Source organism: Pseudomonas sp. E6002 (genome assembly GCF_013385565.1).
Lineage (GTDB): Bacteria > Pseudomonadota > Gammaproteobacteria > Pseudomonadales > Pseudomonadaceae > Aquipseudomonas.
The window spans coordinates 48,041-67,687 of the sequence record NZ_JACAPT010000018.1; the positions used below are offsets into that span (position 1 = coordinate 48,041).

The window sequence follows — 19,647 nt, forward strand, 5'->3', positions numbered from 1 at the left end:
CATGCTGAAAAAAATCGCCTTCTTTGCCGGTTCCGTACTGTTCGCTGCCAACCTGATGGCGGCCGAACCCGCCAAGGCACCCCACGTCTTGATCACCACCACCAATGGCGACATCGAGATCGAACTGGACCCGGTCAAGGCCCCGATCAGTACCAAGAACTTCCTGGCCTATGTCGACAAAGGCTTCTACACCAACACCATTTTTCACCGGGTAATCCCGGGTTTCATGGTGCAGGGCGGTGGTTTTACCCAGCAAATGTCGCAAAAGCCGACCGAAGCACCGATCAAGAACGAAGCCAGCAACGGCCTGCATAACGTGCGCGGCACCCTGTCGATGGCGCGTACCAACGACCCGAACTCCGCCACCAGCCAATTCTTCATCAACGTTGCGGACAATGCCTTCCTCGACCCGGGCCGTGATGCCGGTTACGCGGTGTTCGCCAAAGTGGTCAAGGGCATGGACGTGGTCGACATCATCGTCAACTCGCAGACCACCACCAAGCAGGGCATGCAGAACGTGCCAATCGATCCTGTCCTGATCAAGTCGGCCAAGCGCATCGACTGAAGGCTACAGGGAGTTTCGCGCGAGGCCCGCAAGGCGTCGCGCGCATTTGAACAGGAGAGCCCGCCGCGCGGGCGTCAGACCTAATGCTCTATCGTCGTTTTGAACAACTGATCGACATCTTCCGCGAACCTCCCAGCGCGGCCCCTCCAGACAAAGTCCTACCCTTCTACGTCTATTACCTGCGCCAGGTATGGCCAAGCTTTGCCGCCTTGCTGGTGGTGGGCCTGATCGGCGCGCTGATCGAAGTGGCGCTGTTCAGCTACCTGAGCCGCATCATCGACCTGGCCCAGGGCACGCCGCCCGCCAACTTCTTCCAGATCCACGCCACCGAGCTGATCTGGATGGCCGTGGTCGCCCTGCTGTTGCGCCCGATCTTCGGCGCCCTGCATGACCTGCTGGTGCACCAGACCATCAGCCCCGGCATGACCAGCCTGATCCGCTGGCAAAACCACAGCTATGTGCTCAAACAGAGCCTGAACTTCTTCCAGAACGATTTCGCCGGGCGCATTGCCCAGCGCATCATGCAAACCGGCAACTCCCTGCGCGACTCCGCAGTGGCCGCCGTGGACGCGATCTGGCACGTGGCGATCTACGCCATCAGCGCCCTGGTGCTGTTCGCCGAAGCGGACTGGCGCCTGATGATCCCGCTGATCACCTGGATCGTCGCCTACAGCCTGGCCCTGCGGTACTTCGTGCCACGGGTCAAGGAGCGCTCGGTCATCTCCTCCGAGGCACGCTCAAAACTGATGGGGCGGATCGTCGACGGCTACACCAACATCGCCACCTTGAAGCTGTTCGCTCATACCAATTTCGAGCAGAACTACGCCAGGGAAGCGATCGTCGAGCAGACCGAGAAAACCCAGTTGGCCAGCCGCGTCGTGACCAGCATGGACATCGTGATTACCACCATGAACGGCCTGCTGATTGTCACCACCACCGGCCTTGCCCTGTGGCTGTGGACCCAATCCCTGATTTCGGTGGGCGCCATCGCCCTGGCCACCGGCCTGGTGATTCGTATCGTCAACATGTCCGGCTGGATCATGTGGGTGGTCAACGGCATTTTCGAAAACATCGGCATGGTCCAGGACGGCCTGAAAACCATCGCCCAGCCGCTGGCAGTGACCGACCGGGAAAATGCCCCGCGCCTGGAAGTGCCCCATGGCGAGGTGCGGTTCGATCAGGTGGATTTCCACTACGGCAAGAAGAGCGGGATCATCAGCGGCTTGAACCTGGCGATTAAACCGGGTGAAAAGATCGGCCTGATCGGTCCGTCCGGCGCGGGCAAATCCACCCTGGTCAACCTGCTGTTGCGCCTGTACGACCTGCAAGGCGGCCGTATCCTGATCGACGGCCAGAACATCGCCGACGTCGCCCAGGAAACCCTGCGCGAACAGATTGGCATGATCACCCAGGACACCTCGCTGCTGCACCGCTCGATCCGCGACAACTTGCTGTATGGCAAGCCGGACGCCACCGACGAAGAGCTTTGGGCCGCCGTGCACAAGGCCCGCGCCGACGAGTTCATCCCATTGCTGTCGGACGCCGAGGGCCGCACCGGCCTCGACGCCCACGTAGGCGAACGCGGGGTGAAACTCTCCGGCGGGCAACGCCAGCGCATCGCCATCGCCCGGGTACTGCTCAAGGACGCGCCGATCCTGATCATGGACGAAGCCACCTCCGCGCTGGATTCGGAAGTCGAAGCGGCGATCCAGGAAAGCCTGGAAACCCTGATGCAGGGCAAGACAGTGATCGCCATCGCCCACCGGCTGTCCACCATTGCCAGAATGGACAGGCTGGTGGTGCTGGAAAAAGGCCAGATCGCCGAGACCGGCAGCCATGCCGAATTGCTCGCACACGGCGGTTTGTATGCGCGATTGTGGCAACACCAGACCGGTGGCTTCGTCGGAATAGACTGATTCCGTTGGTTAACTGCAACCTCAATTCCGAACAATTCTGACAGTTTTCTCTATCCCGCTGGTCTTGCTACACAATCCTGCTGTACTCCAATCAGGCCCCAGGAGGGCCCTGATTTAAGGCAGCAGGGATGCATCACAGACCCGTTAATCAGATAGAGCAATCTATTAAGGATGTGTTCATGTCACTGTTCAAACGTTCCGTTACGGAAGGACTGGGTACGTTTTGGCTGGTGTTGGGTGGCTGCGGCAGTGCGGTACTGGCCGCATCGTCCCCGGTCGGGATCGGTGTGCTCGGTGTGGCCCTGGCGTTCGGGCTCACGGTGCTGACCATGGCATTTGCCATCGGGCACATCAGCGGTTGTCACCTGAACCCTGCAGTGTCGGTGGGGCTGGTAGTGGGCGGAAGATTTCCGGCCAGGGAGTTACCGGCGTACATCGTGTCCCAGGTAATCGGCGGCGTCGTTGCCGCTGCACTGTTGTACTTCATAGCCAGCGGCAAGCCGGGGTTCGAACTGGCTTCGGGCCTGGCCAGCAACGGCTACGGCGAGCATTCGCCTGGTGGTTATTCGATGGCAGCGGGGTTTGTGTGCGAGCTGGTGATGACGGCGATGTTCGTGTTGATCATCCTCGGCGCCACCGACCGTCGTGTGCCGACGGGCTTCGCGCCCATTGCCATTGGCCTGGCGCTGACGCTGATCCACCTGATCTCGATCCCGGTCACCAACACCTCGGTCAACCCGGCCCGCAGCACCGGCCCGGCGCTGATTGTCGGCGGTTGGGCGCTCCAGCAGTTGTGGATGTTCTGGCTGGCGCCGATCCTCGGTGCAGTGGTCGGCGGCATTACCTATCGATGGCTCGGCACGGAAAAAACCGCCTGAGCCAGACAGGTTCAGCCCTGCCGATAAGGCAGGGCTGCTCTCGCCTCCTCGGCATATGCCAGGATCCCCACGCTTTCGCGCTCCAGGAAATCCGCCACGGCGGTCTTCAATCCCGGGTGTCGCAGGTAATGCCAGGAGTGCGTGATCACCGGCTCAAACCCGCGAATCAACTTGTGCTCGCCCTGGGCGCCGGCGTCGAAACGCTGCAGGCCATGGGCAATCGCGTAATCCATGCCTTGGTAGAAGCAAGTCTCGAAATGCAGCCGGTCGAACTCGGCCAGGCAGCCCCAGTAACGCCCATAAAAGCTGTCGCCGCCGATCAGGCTGAAGGCCATGGCCACCGGCCGTGAACCTTGCTTGGCCAGCACCACGCGAATCGCCTCGGGCATGCGCTCGGCCAGCAGGCTGAAAAAATTCCGGGACAGGTAGGGCGATTGTCGGCGTATGGCGTAGGTATTGGCGTAACAGGCGTAGACAAAATCCCACTGTGCCTCGCTCAACTCATGGCCTTGCAGCCACTCGAAATCGATGCCCTGCCCCGCCACTTGCTCGCGCTCCTTGCGCATCTGTTTGCGCTTGCGCGAACTCAGCGCGTCGAGAAAGTCCTGGAAGTCGCGGTAGCCGCGGTTTTGCCAATGAAACTGGCAGCCCAGGCGTTGCAGCCAACCCGGCTGCCGGGCCAGTGCGGTGTCTGCGAGGGCGTCGGTAAAGTTGATATGGGCGCTGGAAAGGCCTTCGATTTCCAGGTAACCGGGCAGGCTTTTAAGCAATTCGAAACCGTCCTCGGCGCTGGCGGCCAACAGGCGCGGGCCGCTGACCGGGCTGAAGGGCACGGCCGTCAGCAATTTCGGGTAGTAGTCGATGCCCGCCCGCTCGCAGGCATCGGCCCAACCGTGGTCGAACACGTACTCGCCATAGGAATGCCATTTGCGATAGCTGGGCAACGCGGCAATCAGCCGTCCACCTTCATAATGCAGCAAATGCTCGGGCTGCCAGCCGGAGTGCGGGCCGATGCTGGCGCTGTCTTCCAGGGCACTGAGGAACGCATGGCGCAGAAACGGCTGATCGACGGGGACCAACGCGTTCCATTCATCGGGCGCAATCTCGGACAGGTTATTCAAACGTTGTAACGGCATCCCATTCCCCGACGGTCACGGCTTTGTGTAGGAGCGAGCGTGCTCGCGATGATCGTTAACGACAACGCGACCATTCTGACAGAACGCGGTGATCTCGGGTTCTTCGCGAGCAAGCTCGCGCCTACAGGACACGGCGCAAAAAAAAGCCCCGCCAAACGGCGGGGCAAACCAAATGAGGAGCGCTTTGACGGATGAAGAAAGAGCGCTTTGGAGCGGTATTACAGGTTGCCTAGAACACGTATTGCACGCGGGCCACGATGGCGTCGCCGCTGTCGTCGCCATTGGCGTTCTGGATCTTGTCAGTGCTGACCTTGAGGTAGTTGGCAGACACCTTCACCGCTTCGTTGGCGTACCAGTTGACACCGATGGTGTTCAGGCTTGCCTTGGCGTCACCCACTTCACGGGTCGCGCTGTTACGCACCACGTTTTTGTCGTCAACGCTGATGTTGTCGTAGCGGTAGAACACTTCCCACGCACCGAACTGCTTGTTCTGCGGCTTGATGGTGTCGAACTTGGCGCCGTCGAGTTTGTAGACCCGGGACTCGCCGGTCAGCGTGTAGGCCACCTGGCCGTAGAAACCCGTGGCCTTCACATCCTGATAAGCGCTGCTGTCGGCCTTCATCTTGCGGTTCAGGTATTCGGCCTGCAGGGACAGCGGACCGCGGGCGAAGGCAAATTCGCCGCCGAACACCGTGTCGGTGTCGTAGGCGTCGTTCGCGGTCAGGTTGCCGGAGTCCAGCCCTACACCGCCGCCGAAGGTCGCACGGTTGCCGTTGGCCCCGGCATCGTTACCGCCGTTGGTGGCAACGCCACGAGCGTCCAGGCGAGGACGGATCCGCGAGTCGAACGAGGTGTCCTTCAGGTCACGCACCGCCACGTCCACACCCAGGTGCAAGACGTTGCCGCTGTCGTGCATCGGCGCAAACACGGCACGGCCGTTGAACTGCTTCACGCCTTTGCCGTCCTTGTCGTTGATGTCCTTGGACGACACGCTGGAGGACAGGTAGGCCATGTCAGCCACCACGGCGCTGACCTGCAGGCCCATGCCGTTCTCGTGGGAGTTGATCCAGTCGGCGACTTCATAACCGAGGTTACGCTCGATGGCGGTCACCCATTTGGAACTGGTGGCTTTTTCCAGGCCGAAGTCCTGGTCGAAACGACCCGCGCGGATCACCACTGGCTTGAAGCCTACGTACGAGAAGGACGCTTCGTCGAAGTAGCCATCATCGGCATTGCCGGAGTTGTGGGAAAAGTCGTAGTTGATCTGGTATTTCCAGTCCTTGTACACCGTGCCGCCCAATTCGAGGTAGGCACGTCGGAAGTATGTGGCGTCAGCCGAGTTGCCATTCTTGGTGTAAAAGCCATCAAACGTGCCGTAATCGGCCTGCAAACGACCACCCAGCTTGAAGCTGAAATTCTGGTCGGTGGTTGCAACCTCAAGGCCGCCCTTGGTTTTGACAACGATATCGGCACCGTCAGTAGTGACAGTACCGGCGAAAGCCTGGGCGGTAACGGCCAGGGCCAAGGCGCTGGCCGCGAAACCGGCGAAGTGCTTACGGATCATCGAAGAATTCCCCTAATTGATGGTCTTGTGCATTGGTAAAACACGCGGTTTAGAGCCGCTGGTGTTGGGGGGCGATCTTGGCGAGGGGATATTTCAGCTGGGTTGCCGGAACATAAAGATTTTGTTACTCGGGAACTTTTTAATAGCCATTCGAAATAAGCCAGAGCCTACGGAAATCAAGGCTCCAGCCCTGAAAACTGGTGAAAATGGCAGATGATACAAAATGTAAAAACACCTGATAAAAATGAAATATTTTTCATCTTGGTTGTTTTTTGAGCAAAAAAAAGCCCGCATCTTTTGTCGATGCGGGCTTCGTTTCAGTGTGAAAAGTGATGGATATTATTGGTCGCGGGAGCGCTCGGCGGCCAGGCGTTCGGCCAACGCATCAACATCGGCGATAGGCGGCTCGGGCAGGATCTTCAGCGTCGCCTGCATCAAGCGCATCTGCCGGATAAAGCGCCGGCAGTTGGGGCAGAACATCAGGTGATGGCGCACCAGCAGGCGCTCGCGAAAGGTCAGTTGCCCATCGAGATAGTCACTGGAACGTGCCACTTGTTCCTTACAGGTCAACATTCGCCGGTTTCCTCAAAATGCTCCACCGTGGCGAAGACTTTAAGCCGTGCTCGATGCAACAGCACACGAACATTGGAGAGCGATAGCGTCAGAAGATTACAAATCTCCTCCAACTCCAGCCCCTGACGTTCGCGCAGCAGCAGTACGCTGCTTTGCAGCTCGGAAAGACTGGCCAGTGTGTGCTCCAGGCATTTACGCAATTCGTCTTCAGTGAGCAGGGCTTCGGGCGTGTCCTGGTGCCAGGCAAACGGCGCGACGGCCCAGTGGCCATCTTCGGGCACAAAGCGATCATCACCGATGGTGCCATGGGGCGCCGGCAAGTCATCGAGCAGTACTTCCCGGCGGTTTTGCTTGTAGCGGCCCTTTGCCGAGTTGGCAGTAATGGTCAGCAGCCAGGTCTTGAGGCTGGAACGCCCCTCGAATTTCGCCAGGTTGCGCACCACCGAGAGCCAGGCGTCCTGCACCACCTCGTCGGCATGGCGCTGGCCAACAATGGCATAGGCCACCGCGCGCATAGCGCTCTGGTAAGTGGTGACCAACTCCTTGTAGGCCCGCTGCTCACCCTTGAGCAATCGTTCAAGCAGGTGCGCGTCGTCCGCTGCTGCCATTCAAGACCTCGATTTCAAAACATGATCAGCGTTTGCGCAGGATCACGCTACCAATCGAATACCCTGCGCCAAACGAGCTAAGCACAGCCACAGCGCCCTTGGGCAAGTCGTCCTGGTAGGTGTGGAACGCAATCACCGAACCCGCCGAACTGGTGTTGGCGTAAGTATCGAGGATCACCGGCGCCTCTTCCACAGAAGCCTCGCGGCCCAGCAGTTTCTTCACGATCAGATGATTCATGCTGAGGTTGGCCTGGTGCAGCCAGAAACGCTTCACATCGCCAACATTCAGCTGGTTTTCCGACAGGTGCTTGCCGATCAACTCGGCGACCATCGGGCAGACATCACGGAAGACTTTGCGGCCTTCCTGCACGAACAGCTTGTCCGGGGCACCAATCCCCTCTTCCGCCGCGCGGTTGAGGAAGCCGAAGTTATTGCGGATGTTGTTGGAGAACTTGGTCAGCAACTTCGTGCTCACCACGTCGAACTGATGCTCGGAAGTGGCCAGGTCGGCCCGCTCCAGGATCACGGCGGTGGCCGCATCGCCAAAGATGAAATGGCTGTCGCGGTCGCGGAAGTTCAGGTGGCCGGTGCAGATCTCCGGGTTGACCATCAGGATCGCCCGCGCCTGGCCCAGCTGGATGCTGTTGGCGGCGTTCTGGATACCGAAGGTCGCCGAGGAACACGCCACGTTCATGTCAAAGCCAAAACCCTGGATACCCAGCGCTTCCTGGACTTCGATGGCAATCGCCGGGTACGCCCGCTGCAGGTTGGAACAGGCGACGATCACACCGTCGATATCGGCGGCGGTCTTGCCGGCGCGCTGCAAGGCTTGCTCGGCAGCACTGACGGCCATCTGGCAGAGGATCGACCATTCGTCGTTGGAGCGCTCGGGCAGGCGTGGCGCCATGCGTTGCGGGTCGAGAATGCCGGCCTTGTCCATGACAAAGCGGCTCTTGATGCCCGAGGCCTTCTCGATAAAGGCGGCGCTGGATTCGGTCAGGGCCTCCACGTCACCGCGTTCAATGGCGGCGGCGTTATCCAGGTTGAACTGTTGCACGTAAGCATTGAAAGACTGCACCAGCTCTTCGTTGGAGATGCTGTTGGCCGGGGTGTACAGGCCTGTGCCGCTGATGACGACGTTATGCACGGTCGTTCCTCTAAATCTGTTCAGGCAGAAGGGTATTGGTACCGTCGTACCAAACCGTAAGTAGTTTTATGCCGCCCAGCGGCCTTCAAACTGGAAACGCTTTATTCCATCGCGCCACGGCTGCACCAGCCCAACTCGACGATCCCGGCATTTATAACCGCGAAGTTTGCCACAACATCGGACACTTGGCGCCTATCCCGCACAAACACCTTCCCTGTGGCGAGCGAGCAAGCTCGCTCGCCACAGTTGCTTGCCGCACGTCGGTCACGCTTCGACCAGGCTCCATTGCTTGCTCAGGCGCTTCTCGGAAATCGGTACCTTGGTGCCCAACTGCTGGGCAAACAGCGAAACCCGGTATTCCTCCAGCCACCAGCGATACAGCTCCAGCTGAGGGTCGCGCTTGCCTTCCTGGGCGTGTTTGTTCAGGCGGTTCTGATACTGGCTCCACAAGCCGCCCAACTCGGTACTCCAGACCCGGTCCTTCTGCACCTGGCTTGGCAATTTCTCCAGGCGCAGCTCGATGGCCTTGAGGAAGCGCGGCAGTTCCTTGAACCATTGCGCCGGGGTTTCCCGTACGAAACCGGGATACACCAGATTGCTCAGTTGCTGCTTGATATCATTCAGCGCCACCGCCTGGGCCAGGTCAATCTTGCCCTTGAAGCGTTTTTGCAGGCCATGCCACAGTTTCAAAATTTCGAGGGTCAGGCGCGCCTGGCGCTCGGCGTGCTCGGTCCAACTGCCACGCTTGCGCTCGGCCAGGGCGGCCAGGCCGGCGCCGTCCCGCGGCAGGCTGGCTTCGCCTTCCAGCACGCAACTGTCGAGGCTGGCCAACAGAATGTCTTCCACCAGGGCTTCGATACGCCCCAGCTCGCGGTACATCAACCCCAACTCGGTCAGGCCCGGCAATTTGCCCCGCAGGAACTTTGCCGGCTCGGCCAGTTGTTGCAGCAGCAGGCGCTGCAAGGCTCGACGGTGCTGGAACTCAGCCTCGGCAGCGGTAGAGAAACGCCCTTCCTTGACCGTGCCGTTTTCTTCGACCAAGGCCGGATACACCGTCATCGACAGCCCGGCAATGTTTTGCTGGGTTTTCTCGGCCACCGCCGCGAACACCTTGGCCTCCACCGGCTGCTGGCTCTTCGCAGTCTGCGGCACCGCCAACGCAGCTTGGCTGGCCTCGGCGAAACGCGCGGTCAACTCGGCCAGGTCGCGGCCCTCACCGAGGAACTTGCCCTGGCCGTCGACTACTTCCAGGTTCATCTTCAGGTGGCTCTCCACCTGCTGCGCAGCCTCGGCCCAGGCCTCATCGCTGACCCGTGCCCCGGTCATGCGCAGCAACTCGCGCCCCAAGGCCTGAGGCAACGAGCCTTGGCCAAACTCGATACGTTGCAACGCCGCCTTGACGAAATCCGGCACCGGCACGAAGTTCTTGCGCAGGGCCTTGGGCAAGTTGCGCACCAGGGCAATGCACTTGGCCTCGATCACACCCGGCACCAGCCATTCCAGGCGCTCGGGCGGCAAGGCCGGCAACAACGGCGCCGGTACGCGCAGGGTCACACCGTCCCGTGGATGGTTGGGTTCGAAGTGATAACTCAAGGCAAGCGCCAGGTCGCGCAGGTGCAAGGTGTCGGGGTAATGGGCGGCGGTGACTTCGCTGGCCTCGCGGGCCAGTACGTCTTCTTCGCGCATGATCAACAGTTGCGGGTCTTTCTGGCTGTTGACCTTGTACCAACTGTCGAAGGTCGCAGTCTGGTGGATCTCGGCGGGCAGGCGCGCATCGTAGAAGGCGTACAGCGTTTCCTCGTCCGCCAGGATATCGCGCCGGCGGGCCTTGGCTTCCAGTTCGTCGAGCTGCTCCAGCAATTGCTGGTTGGCCGTCAGGCAGCGGGCCCGGGACTGGATCTCGCCGCGCACCAGGCCTTCGCGGATAAACAGCTCGCGAGACGTCACCGGATCAATCGGCCCGTAATGCACCGGCCGGCGCCCGACGATGATCAACCCGAACAGGGTGATCTGCTCAAACGCCACCACCTGGCCGCGCTTCTTTTCCCAATGGGGTTCGAAGTGGTTTTTCTTGATCAGGTGCCCGGCCAACGGCTCGATCCAGTCGGCGTCGATCTTGGCCACCATCCGCGCGTACAGCTTGGTGGTTTCCACCAGCTCGGCGGTCATCAGCCATTGCGGACGCTTCTTGCCAATACCCGACGACGGGTGAATCCAGAAACGCCGCTGACGCGCGCCGAGGTAATCGCCCTCTTCGGTCTTCTGGCCAATCTGGCTGAGCAGGCCGGACAGCACCGCCTTGTGCAGTTTGGGGAAGTCCGCCGGTTCTTTATTGACGGTCAACTGCATGTCGCGACAGATCAGGCTCAACTGGCGGTGGGAGTCACGCCATTCCCGCAGGCGCAGGTAGTTCAGGAAATTCTTGCGGCACCAATTGCGCAGCGGGCTGGCGGTCAATTCCTGGCGCTGCTCTTCAAAACCACGCCACAGGTTCACCAACCCGGCGAAGTCCGAATCCGCGTCCTTCCATTGTGCGTGAGCCTGGTCGGCGGCTTGCTGGCGCTCCGGCGGACGCTCGCGCGGGTCCTGGATCGACATGGCGCTGGCGACGATCAGCACTTCCTGCAGGCTGCCAAGCTTGGCCGCCTCCAGCAACATGCGGCCCATGCGTGGGTCCACCGGCAGACGCGCCAACTGGCGGCCCATCGGTGTCAGCTGGCTGTTGCGGTCAACGGCGGATAACTCTTGCAGCAGGTTGAAACCGTCGCTGATGGCCTTGCCGTCCGGCGGCTCGATAAACGGGAAATCGGTGATCTCGCCCAGGCGCAGGTGCAGCATCTGCAGGATTACGGCCGCGAGGTTTGTGCGAAGAATCTCGGGGTCGGTAAATTCCGGGCGCCCGATAAAATCCTCTTCGCTGTACAAGCGCACGCAGATACCGGGTTCGACCCGCCCGCACCGGCCTTTACGCTGGTTGGCACTGGCCTGGGAAATCGCCTCGATCGGCAGTCGCTGCACCTTGGCCCGGTAGCTGTAGCGGCTGATGCGCGCGGTGCCGCTGTCGATCACATAACGAATGCCTGGCACGGTCAGCGAGGTTTCCGCGACGTTGGTCGCCAGCACCACACGCCGGCCCGGGTGCGACTGGAAGATCCGCTGCTGCTCCGCCGGCGACAGGCGCGCATACAGCGGCAGGATTTCAGTGTGCTTGAGCTGGGCCTTGCGCAGCATGTCGGCGGCGTCGCGAATCTCGCGCTCGCCGGGCAGGAACACCAGCACATCGCCGGGGCTCTTGCGCTCGCTGCGCTCGAAGGCGGCGATCTCATCGAGGGTGGCGAGAATCGCCTGGTCGACGGTCAGGTCGTCCTCGACGCGGTTGCCCTCCTCGTCCTGCTCCAGGGTCAGCGGGCGGTACCAGGTTTCCACCGGGAAGGTGCGGCCCGACACCTCGACAATCGGCGCATCGTCGAAGTGCTTGGAAAAGCGCTCCAGGTCGATGGTGGCCGAGGTGATGATGACCTTGAGGTCCGGGCGACGCGGCAGCAGGGTTTTCAGATAACCCAGCAGGAAGTCGATGTTCAGGCTGCGTTCGTGGGCTTCGTCGACGATGATCGTGTCGTAGCGTTCGAGATAGCGGTCGTTCTGGGTTTCGGCCAGCAGGATGCCGTCGGTCATCAGCTTGATCAGGGTGTTGGAATCACTCTGGTCTTCAAACCGCACCTGATAACCCACCAGGGAACCCAGCGGCGTTGCCAACTCTTCCGCGACCCGGCTCGCCACGCTGCGCGCCGCAATCCGCCGCGGCTGGGTGTGGCCGATCAGGCCGTATTGGCCGCGGCCGATTTCCAGGCAGATTTTCGGCAACTGGGTGGTTTTACCCGAACCGGTCTCACCGGCAATGATCAGCACCTGATGCTTGAGCAACGCTTCCTTGATCTCGTCACGCTTGGCGGCGATCGGCAGGCTGTCGTCATAGCGAATCACCGGCAGGCTGGCGCGCCGCGCCGTCACCTGGGCGCAGGAAGCCTGCATCCGCGTCACCCACTGCGCAAGTTTTTCCTCATCGGGTTTCTTGCGCAGCTCAAGCAGCTGCCGCCGCAGGCGGTGGCGGTCGACGAGCATGGCGTGATCGAGGTTTTTCAGCAGTTGGTCGATAGCGGGCGCTTGGTCAGTCATCAGGTACGCAAAGGTCGTCTATGTAGGCAGGGGGCGGATTGTCGCAGAAAAGCGCCGCCGCGCGCTCCCCTCATTCATTGTCCAGGCCCTTGCGCCGGTAAGGAAACACATCGATTACCTTGCCGGCGCGAATCGCCTCTTGCAGGCCTTTCCAGTAGTCGGCGTTGTACAACTCGCCGTGCAGTTCGTCGAACAGGCGGCGCTGGCCGGAATCAGCAAACAGGAATGGCGGGAACTCCTCGGGGAACACGTCCAGCGGACCGATGGAATACCAGGGCTCGGAGGCCATTTCATCTTCCGGGGTACGCGGCGCCGGGATGTGGCGGAAGTTGGCCTCGGTCAGGAAACAGATTTCGTCATAGTCGTAGAACACCACGCGACCGTGGCGGGTGACGCCAAAATTCTTCAGCAGCATGTCGCCCGGGAAAATATTCGCCGCCGCCAGTTGCTTGATCGCCAGGCCGTAGTCTTCCAGGGCTTCGCGCACCTGGGCTTCGTTGGCGTTTTCCAGGTAGAGGTTCAGCGGGGTCATGCGCCGCTCGGTCCAGCAGTGGCGGATCAGTACCGTATCGCCTTCGACTTCGACGGTACCGGCGGCGACTTCCAGCAGTTCGGCCAGGCATTCAGGCTCGAATTTGCTCAACGGAAAACGGAAGTCGGCGAACTCCTGGGTGTCGGCCATGCGCCCTACCCGGTCGACACTTTTCACCAACCGGTACTTCTCGATCACGGTGGCGCGGTTGACGTTTTTCGACGGTGAAAACCGGTCCTTGATGATCTTGAACACGGTGTTGAAGCCCGGCAGGGTAAACACGCTCATGACCATGCCGCGCACGCCCGGCGCCATGATGAACTGGTCATCGGTGGTGGCAAGGTGGTTGATCAGCGCCCGGTAGAATTCGGATTTGCCGTGTTTGTAGAAGCCGATGGAGGTGTACAACTCGGCGATGTGCTTGCCCGGCAGGATGCGCTTGAGGAAGCCGATAAACTCCGCCGGCACCGGCACGTCCACCATGAAATAGGAGCGGGTGAACGAGAAGATGATCGACACATCGGCCTCGTCGGTGATCAGCGCGTCGATCTGGATGCCGCGCCCTTCCCGATGCAGCAGCGGGATCACCAGCGGCCACTGTTCGTCGCGGGTGTAGATGCGCCCGACGAGGTACGCGCCTTTGTTGCGGTACAGCACCGAGGAAAACAGTTCGACGTTGAGGTCCGGGTCCTTGCACACCCAGTCCGGCAGGTTTTCGCGCAATTGCACCTCCAGGCGGCGCAGGTCGGCGGGCAAGTCGGCGTAGGGTTCGCTGAAACTGTAGTCGGCGAAAATCTGCTCCAGCATGCCCGCCAGCTTGCCGCCCGGCTTGTAGGTGCGGGTTTGCGCCGCCCGGGCGCGGCGCAGGCTGGGCCGGGTGGTGTGGATGAACATGCAGCCATCGCTGATCAGGTCATGGCTGAACAGGCCGCAAAACGTCGAGTTGTACCAGGTCTCGGACAGCTCATCGTCAAACCGCAGGTCGATCAGGCTGATGTAGGCACTTTTCACCAGCGGCCAGGCGGCAATGTCGAGCAACATGGCTTCATCGAAAGCTGCCCGCAGCCGCGCCGTGACTTCGCTGACCTTCTCTTCGTAAAGATTGATGCGCGCAGCCGATGCCGCCTGCCCTTGCTGCCACCGCGCCTTTTCAAAACGCTCCCGGGCGCCGTCGGTGATCTGGCGGAAGTGCTCGCGGTAGTCGTCGAAGCCGTCGAGGATCATCTGCGCAATGTCGAGGGCGGGCGTTGGCTGCGGCATTCGGGAAACCTCTGCGGGCATTTGGAGTGAGCTGAGCTTAGCCAGTGTGCGGGAACAGGAGAAGGATCATTTTTCATTCAGACTTGTACAAGATTGTTCATTTCGTACATTTATTTACTCTTTATTTAATTCGACTAACTGGTCAACAAAAAACCCGCGCGTCACGCTCCCGGCATTAAACGTTTCATCTACAGGCCTTATGTGACGTGGCCTGCCTGTGCGAGCCGGGGTAAATAAGAGTCTTTGCTCTACTGCTCCGTTACTGGTGGCTTCTCGACCATTGGATCCAACGTAAGGGAAACCCTGACTACCCTAGCTAGTGGCACTTTGCTATATAGCGCGCCCTCTCCCACCTAACAAGGTCAGAAGACCGATCCGGGAACAGGTTCTAACCGCCAAAGGAGCATTGAGATGTCATTGAGGAATATGGGGATCGGCCTGCGCGCCAGTCTGAGTTTTGGGGTTTTGGCCAGCCTGTTGATCGTGGTCGGCCTGTTTGGTTTAGGCCAGATGGCCAAGCTGCGGGAAAGCGCCCTGATCATCGAAGAGTCGTGGATGCCGAGTATTGAAAACATTCACGACAGCGCCGCCTGCGTCGCCAGCATCCGTCTGGAAGCGTTGCGCTTGCTCACCACCGATGAGTCCCGGGTGCGTGACAACAGCAAAAACCTGATCACCCGCCAGCGTGGCGACCTTGAAGAACTGCTGAACCGTCACGAAACCCTGCTGAGCAACGAGCAGGAACGCGACCTGCTCAAACAGTTGAAAGCCAACGTTGCGAACTATATGACGATCGTCGGCCAGATGATTCAACTGGTCGACCAGGACCAGCAGCAAAACGCCATGGACCTGCTCAACAGCCGCCTCGCCCCCCAAGGCATGGTCCTCAATAAAAGCCTGGAAGACATGATCACCTTCAACCAAAAAGGTGTGGAAGACGCCGCAACATCGGCAGCGCAGATGTACACCAGCGCCCAATGGGTGGTCGGCACCATCATCGTCACCGCCCTGATGGCAACTTTACTGCTGGCCTGGCTGCTGACCCGCAGCATCACCGCGCCCATTGGCCAGGCACTGACAGTGGCCCGCACCATCGCCTCCGGCGATCTGAGCCGGCCGATCGTCGTGGAGGGCAAGGATGAGCCGGCGCAACTGCTCACCGCGCTGGCCACCATGCAGGCCAACCTGCAGGAAACCATCCGTGGCATCAGCGAATCGTCGCAGCAGTTGGCCTCGGCGGCGGAAGAGATGAGTTCGGTAATGGAGCAGAGCACCCGCGGCCTGCAAGCGCAGAACGACGAGATCGAACAGGCTGCCACCGCCGTGACGCAGATGAGCGCGGCAGTCGATGAAGTGGCGGGCAATGCGGTGTCCAGCGCCGAAGCCTCCAAGGCCTCCGACGAAGACAGCAAGCACGGTCACTACCAGATCAGCGAAACCATCAGCTCGATCCAGAACCTGGTGGACGAAGTCCTCGGTGCCTCGACCAAGGCCGAGGGCCTGGCGGCACAGGCCCAGGACATCAGCAAGGTGCTTGAAGTGATTCGCGGGATTGCCGGGCAAACCAACCTGCTGGCACTCAACGCGGCGATTGAGGCGGCCCGCGCGGGCGAGGCCGGTCGTGGTTTTGCCGTGGTGGCTGACGAAGTGCGCTCCCTGGCACAACGCACCCAGGACTCCACCGAAGAAATCGAGCAGATGATCAACGGTATCCAGCAAGGTACCCAGGACACCGTCGGCGCCCTGAACAGCAGCGCCGAACACGCCGGCCAGACCTTGCAGCGGGCCAACAGCGCCGGCAGTGCACTGGAGAAAATCACGGCGGCGATCTCGCAGATCAGCCAGCGCAACCTGGTGATCGCCAGCGCCGCCGAGCAGCAAGCGTTGGTGGCCCGTGAGGTGGACCGCAGCCTGGTGAACATCCGGGACCTGTCGACGCAAACCGCCGCCGGTGCCACCCAGACCTCGGCGGCCAGCCAGGAACTGTCGCGGCTGGCGGTGGACCTCAATGGCTTGGTGACGCGTTTCGTGCTGTAAAACATGTATTAGCGATTGTGTCAGACAGGTCGGTGGGCAACACTTCCGCCCTTATCAAACTGGAGTTCCTCCGTGAGACCTGTCGACACCCTGCACCTGTTGGTGCTGGCCGCTATCTGGGGCGCGAGTTTTTTGTTCATGCGAATTATCGCGCCGGAAATCGGCACCCTTCCTACCGCGTTTTTCCGGGTGTCGATTGCCGCCACCGGCCTGCTGGTGATCCTCGCCATGATGCGGGTGAGTTGGGATTTCCAGGGCAAGTTCAAGACGGTCCTGTTGCTCGGGGTGATCAACTCGGGCATTCCCGCGACCATGTATTCAGTGGCGGCCCAAGTGCTGCCGGCCGGTTACTCGGCGATCTTCAATGCCACGACGCCACTGATGGGCGTGCTGATTGGCGGGTTGTTTTTCAGTGAGCGCCTCACGCCGTCGAAAATCGCCGGGGTATGCCTGGGCCTGTTCGGCGTTGGCATCCTGACCCGCGCCGGGCCGGTGGCCTTCGACATGGAATTGCTGATGGGTGCGCTGGCATGCCTGTTGGCGACCACCTGCTATGGCTTTGCCGGCTTTTTGGCACGCCGCTGGCTCGATCAACAGGGCGGGCTGGACAGTCGCCTGGCGGCCCTGGGCAGCATGCTCGGGGCCACGCTGTTCCTGTTGCCACTGTTTGCCTGGAGTGCCATCAGCCATCCACCGGTCAGCTGGGGTGGCTGGCCTGTTTGGTTGTCGCTGCTGGGGTTGGGGCTGGTATGCACGGCGTTTGCCTACATCCTGTACTTCCGCTTGCTGACGTCCATCGGCCCGGTGAAGTCGATGACCGTGACCTTCATGATTCCGCCATTCGGGGTGTTGTGGGGCGCGTTGCTGCTGGATGAGCCGTTGTCCATGGCGCATCTGTATGGCGGGTTGTTGATTGCGGGGGCGTTGTGGCTGGTGCTTCGGCCGGGGAAATTGGCCAGCAAGCTGTAGGAGCTTTTTGGCTCCTACAGCATTGGGTTTATCAGCCCTTACGGAACACAAAAGCCAATCCGACGATGATCAAGCCCATCCCCAGCAAGCTCAACATTGCCAGCTTGTTGCCGAAGATCAGGTAGTCCATCACCGCCGTCACCGCGGGCACCAGGTAGAACAAGCTGGTGACATTCACCAGGTTGCCCCGGGCAATCAGCCGGTACAGCAACAGCGTCGCCAGCAACGACACCACCAGCCCCATCCACAGCACCGGCACGAAAAAGCCGGTGTTGTGTTCAAAGTGGAACGGCTGGAACGGCACAAACACCGAGCACAACAGCAAGCCTGCCAGGTATTGCACAGGCAGCGTTCCCAACGGGTTATCGGTGATGCGCTTCTGCATGATCGAACCAAAGGTCATGCTGGCCAGGGCCAACAGGCCAAAAAGCATGCCTGCCAGGGACATGCCGGACATCCCGATGCCCTGGTACACCACCATGATCAACCCCGCCAATCCCAGCGCGAGGCCGAACATCCGGCTCCAGGAGCGCCGGCGCTCCATCAACACCACGGTCAGGATCGGCTGCACGCCCATGATGGTTGCCATCATGCCGGGCGTGACTTTGAGGTCCAGGGCCAGCAGATAGAAAATCTGGTAGGCCCCCAACAGCACCAGCCCGGTAGCCGCCGCGTAAAGCATCGGCTTGCCGGGACGCGGCAACTTCAGCTTGAGGATCGGTACCAGTATCACCAACCCCGCCAGGGCGATGGCGAAACGGATCAGCAGAAACGCAAAGGGTGAAGCGTGGGCCAGGCCCCATTTGGAGAAAATCGCCCCGCTGCTCCACAGCAAGACAAACAGGCTCGTCGAGGCCGCCGCGGCCACGGATTGTTTCGAAAGAACAGACATGGATACCACCTGTGATCAGGCAAAAAGCCAACTCAGCAACAGCTGAAATTCAGTAGGTTTTTTCAGGCGGGCACAGGGGAACAGCCATCAGCTGATCAGCCCGAAATGCCAACACCCGGCGGTGATACGACTGCGTACACCGGCGTGCTACTGACAGGTGGGGGGTAGTGACTGATCTGCGCAGGCTGCTGGCTCCCGCACGGCACGACCGCAGCGTTGACCGCTGAATCGACTACCGCTATGCGCAGGGAAGCTGGCATGTGCTGATCTTTTATGAAGGGATGAACAAGGTGTCTGGAAACACCTGCGGCCGACTATAACCAGCAGGGGACATGCTTTGCAATAACTTCGCCCGCACAAATCCAGCGCATAAAAAAACCGCTCATCGGAGCGGTTTTTTCGTGCCTGCAAAAGTCTTAACCAAACAACCAATACCCCAGCGCCGTCAGCACCACCACCGCCAGCACTGGCCGCAGGATGCGATAAGCCTTCGGATGCTTGCGCTTCCACTGCTTGACCACGCCACTGAAGCTGTCGCTGAAGCGCTTGCTCCAGGCATACGCCTGGTTGATCCCGCCAACGCGTTCGTCATCCAGGTTCTGCGGTGCGGTGGCGCGCCCCAGTTGCGCGCTGACCCAACGGTTGATGCGGGTCATCAGGCGGTTGCTCAGCGGGCGTTCGATGTCGCAGAACAGGATCACCCGGGTGTGCTCGGTTTCGTTCTTTACCCAGTGCACGTAGGTCTCGTCGAACATTACATCTTCACCGTCGCGCCAGGCGTACACCTGGCCGTCGACGAAAATACGGCAGTCGTCGGAGTTCGGCGTGGACAGCCCCAGGTGATAACGCAGCGAACCGGCAAACGGGTCGCGATGCGGGTTGAGGTGGCTGCCACCTGGCAACAGGGCGAACATCGCGCCCTTGACGTTGGGAATACTGCTGACCAGGGCCACGGTTTTCGGGCACAGCAGTTCAGCCGACGGCAACGGTTTGTCGTACCACTTGAGGTAGAAACGCTTCCAGCCCTTCTTGAAGAACGAGCCGAAACCGGCGTCGTTGTTCTTCTCCGCGGCGCGGATGTAGCCCTCGTCGAACAGGTGCATGGCCTCTTCGCGAATCACTTCCCAGTTGTCCTTGAGCACGTCCAGCTCCGGGAACTTGCTGCGGTCCAGGTACGGCTTGGACGGCACGGCGGAGAAGATGTACATCAAGGCGTTGTACGGGGCGAACAGCGCTGAATGGTTGACGAACTGACGCAACATCGGCAAACGGGCCTTGCCACGCAAATGCACATACAGCGTGCTGCCGATAAACAGCAGCAACACCGACAGTTTGGCGGCCAAAGAAAAGGTCATGCAGCAACTCCTGGAAATAGGCGTCTGGCCATTAGCCTC

Annotated in this window: 15 protein-coding genes; 6 read left to right on the forward strand and 9 right to left on the reverse strand. The window is 60.6% G+C overall.

Annotation, left to right across the window (positions count from 1 at the left end):
* Position 1: 1 nt before the first annotated feature.
* From HX815_RS15570 to aqpZ, 3 genes are all read left to right on the forward strand, one after another.
* Positions 2-565, forward strand: a complete 564-nt coding sequence (locus tag HX815_RS15570) for a peptidylprolyl isomerase A (protein WP_003210708.1) — start codon at positions 2-4, stop codon at positions 563-565.
* An 83-nt stretch (positions 566-648) separates the two neighbouring features.
* Positions 649-2,481, forward strand: coding sequence for an ABC transporter ATP-binding protein (locus HX815_RS15575; protein ID WP_177028536.1), 1,833 nt, complete (start codon positions 649-651; stop codon positions 2,479-2,481).
* A 179-nt stretch (positions 2,482-2,660) separates the two neighbouring features.
* Positions 2,661-3,359: an aquaporin Z gene (gene aqpZ / locus HX815_RS15580; protein WP_087692558.1), complete on the forward strand. Its 699-nt coding sequence runs from the start codon at positions 2,661-2,663 to the stop codon at positions 3,357-3,359.
* An 11-nt stretch (positions 3,360-3,370) separates the two neighbouring features.
* Here the strand turns inward: aqpZ and HX815_RS15585 are convergent, their stop codons facing one another.
* Positions 3,371-4,495 (reverse strand): GNAT family N-acetyltransferase, encoded by a 1,125-nt coding sequence (locus tag HX815_RS15585; protein WP_177022936.1) that lies wholly within the window; start codon positions 4,493-4,495, stop codon positions 3,371-3,373.
* Between the two features lie 39 nt (positions 4,496-4,534).
* Here HX815_RS15585 and HX815_RS31690 point away from each other — a divergent pair, with 39 nt between their 5' ends.
* On the forward strand, positions 4,535-4,690 hold the full coding sequence (locus tag HX815_RS31690) for a hypothetical protein (protein WP_157222855.1): 156 nt from the start codon (positions 4,535-4,537) through the stop codon (positions 4,688-4,690).
* A 34-nt stretch (positions 4,691-4,724) separates the two neighbouring features.
* Here the strand turns inward: HX815_RS31690 and HX815_RS15595 are convergent, their stop codons facing one another.
* From HX815_RS15595 to aceK, 6 genes are all read right to left on the reverse strand, one after another.
* Positions 4,725-6,059 carry an OprO/OprP family phosphate-selective porin gene (locus tag HX815_RS15595; RefSeq protein WP_003210703.1) on the reverse strand — a complete coding sequence of 445 codons (1,335 nt, stop codon included), beginning with the start codon at positions 6,057-6,059 and terminating at the stop codon, positions 4,725-4,727.
* Between the two features lie 339 nt (positions 6,060-6,398).
* A complete protein-coding gene (locus tag HX815_RS15600) occupies positions 6,399-6,632 on the reverse strand; it encodes an anti-sigma factor (protein ID WP_003210701.1) in 234 nt (77 codons plus the stop codon).
* On the reverse strand, positions 6,626-7,240 hold the full coding sequence (locus tag HX815_RS15605; protein ID WP_003210700.1) for an RNA polymerase sigma factor: 615 nt from the start codon (positions 7,238-7,240) through the stop codon (positions 6,626-6,628). Before HX815_RS15605 ends, HX815_RS15600 begins: the two co-directional genes overlap by 7 nt.
* A gap of 25 nt (positions 7,241-7,265) precedes the next feature.
* The gene (locus HX815_RS15610) at positions 7,266-8,387 is read right to left on the reverse strand and encodes a beta-ketoacyl-ACP synthase III (protein ID WP_003210699.1); all 1,122 of its coding nucleotides are present in this window, start codon (positions 8,385-8,387) and stop codon (positions 7,266-7,268) included.
* Between the two features lie 264 nt (positions 8,388-8,651).
* A complete protein-coding gene (gene hrpA / locus HX815_RS15615) occupies positions 8,652-12,563 on the reverse strand; it encodes an ATP-dependent RNA helicase HrpA (protein WP_177028537.1) in 3,912 nt (1,303 codons plus the stop codon).
* A 70-nt stretch (positions 12,564-12,633) separates the two neighbouring features.
* The gene (gene aceK, locus HX815_RS15620) at positions 12,634-14,355 is read right to left on the reverse strand and encodes a bifunctional isocitrate dehydrogenase kinase/phosphatase (RefSeq protein WP_177028538.1); all 1,722 of its coding nucleotides are present in this window, start codon (positions 14,353-14,355) and stop codon (positions 12,634-12,636) included.
* A 426-nt stretch (positions 14,356-14,781) separates the two neighbouring features.
* Between aceK and HX815_RS15625 the strand changes: the two genes are divergently transcribed.
* A complete protein-coding gene (locus HX815_RS15625) occupies positions 14,782-16,392 on the forward strand; it encodes a methyl-accepting chemotaxis protein (protein ID WP_371135999.1) in 1,611 nt (536 codons plus the stop codon).
* Between the two features lie 72 nt (positions 16,393-16,464).
* Positions 16,465-17,361, forward strand: coding sequence for a DMT family transporter (locus HX815_RS15630; protein ID WP_177022940.1), 897 nt, complete (start codon positions 16,465-16,467; stop codon positions 17,359-17,361).
* Between the two features lie 31 nt (positions 17,362-17,392).
* Here HX815_RS15630 and HX815_RS15635 read toward each other — a convergent pair whose 3' ends face one another.
* Positions 17,393-18,253, reverse strand: a complete 861-nt coding sequence (locus tag HX815_RS15635) for a DMT family transporter (RefSeq protein WP_023659095.1) — start codon at positions 18,251-18,253, stop codon at positions 17,393-17,395.
* A gap of 416 nt (positions 18,254-18,669) precedes the next feature.
* Complete coding sequence (locus HX815_RS15640) at positions 18,670-19,608, reverse strand: aspartyl/asparaginyl beta-hydroxylase domain-containing protein (protein WP_003210693.1); 939 nt, start codon at positions 19,606-19,608, stop codon at positions 18,670-18,672.
* Between the last annotated feature and the right edge of the window lie 39 nt (positions 19,609-19,647).

Excerpts from the sequence above, each read along its gene's own strand:
- HX815_RS15595 (WP_003210703.1), bottom strand. The coding sequence starts at position 6,059 with ATGATCCGTAAGCACTTCGCCGGTTTCGCGGCCAGCGCCTTGGCCCTG.
- aqpZ (WP_087692558.1), top strand. The coding sequence starts at position 2,661 with ATGTCACTGTTCAAACGTTCCGTTACGGAAGGACTGGGTACGTTTTGG.
- HX815_RS15625 (WP_371135999.1), top strand. The coding sequence starts at position 14,782 with ATGGGGATCGGCCTGCGCGCCAGTCTGAGTTTTGGGGTTTTGGCCAGC.
- HX815_RS15600 (WP_003210701.1), bottom strand. The coding sequence starts at position 6,632 with ATGTTGACCTGTAAGGAACAAGTGGCACGTTCCAGTGACTATCTCGAT.
- HX815_RS15575 (WP_177028536.1), top strand. The coding sequence starts at position 649 with ATGCTCTATCGTCGTTTTGAACAACTGATCGACATCTTCCGCGAACCT.
- HX815_RS15585 (WP_177022936.1), bottom strand. The coding sequence starts at position 4,495 with ATGCCGTTACAACGTTTGAATAACCTGTCCGAGATTGCGCCCGATGAA.
- HX815_RS15570 (WP_003210708.1), top strand. The coding sequence starts at position 2 with ATGCTGAAAAAAATCGCCTTCTTTGCCGGTTCCGTACTGTTCGCTGCC.
- aceK (WP_177028538.1), bottom strand. The coding sequence starts at position 14,355 with ATGCCGCAGCCAACGCCCGCCCTCGACATTGCGCAGATGATCCTCGAC.
- HX815_RS15605 (WP_003210700.1), bottom strand. The coding sequence starts at position 7,240 with ATGGCAGCAGCGGACGACGCGCACCTGCTTGAACGATTGCTCAAGGGT.
- HX815_RS15640 (WP_003210693.1), bottom strand. The coding sequence starts at position 19,608 with ATGACCTTTTCTTTGGCCGCCAAACTGTCGGTGTTGCTGCTGTTTATC.
- hrpA (WP_177028537.1), bottom strand. The coding sequence starts at position 12,563 with ATGACTGACCAAGCGCCCGCTATCGACCAACTGCTGAAAAACCTCGAT.
- HX815_RS15635 (WP_023659095.1), bottom strand. The coding sequence starts at position 18,253 with ATGTCTGTTCTTTCGAAACAATCCGTGGCCGCGGCGGCCTCGACGAGC.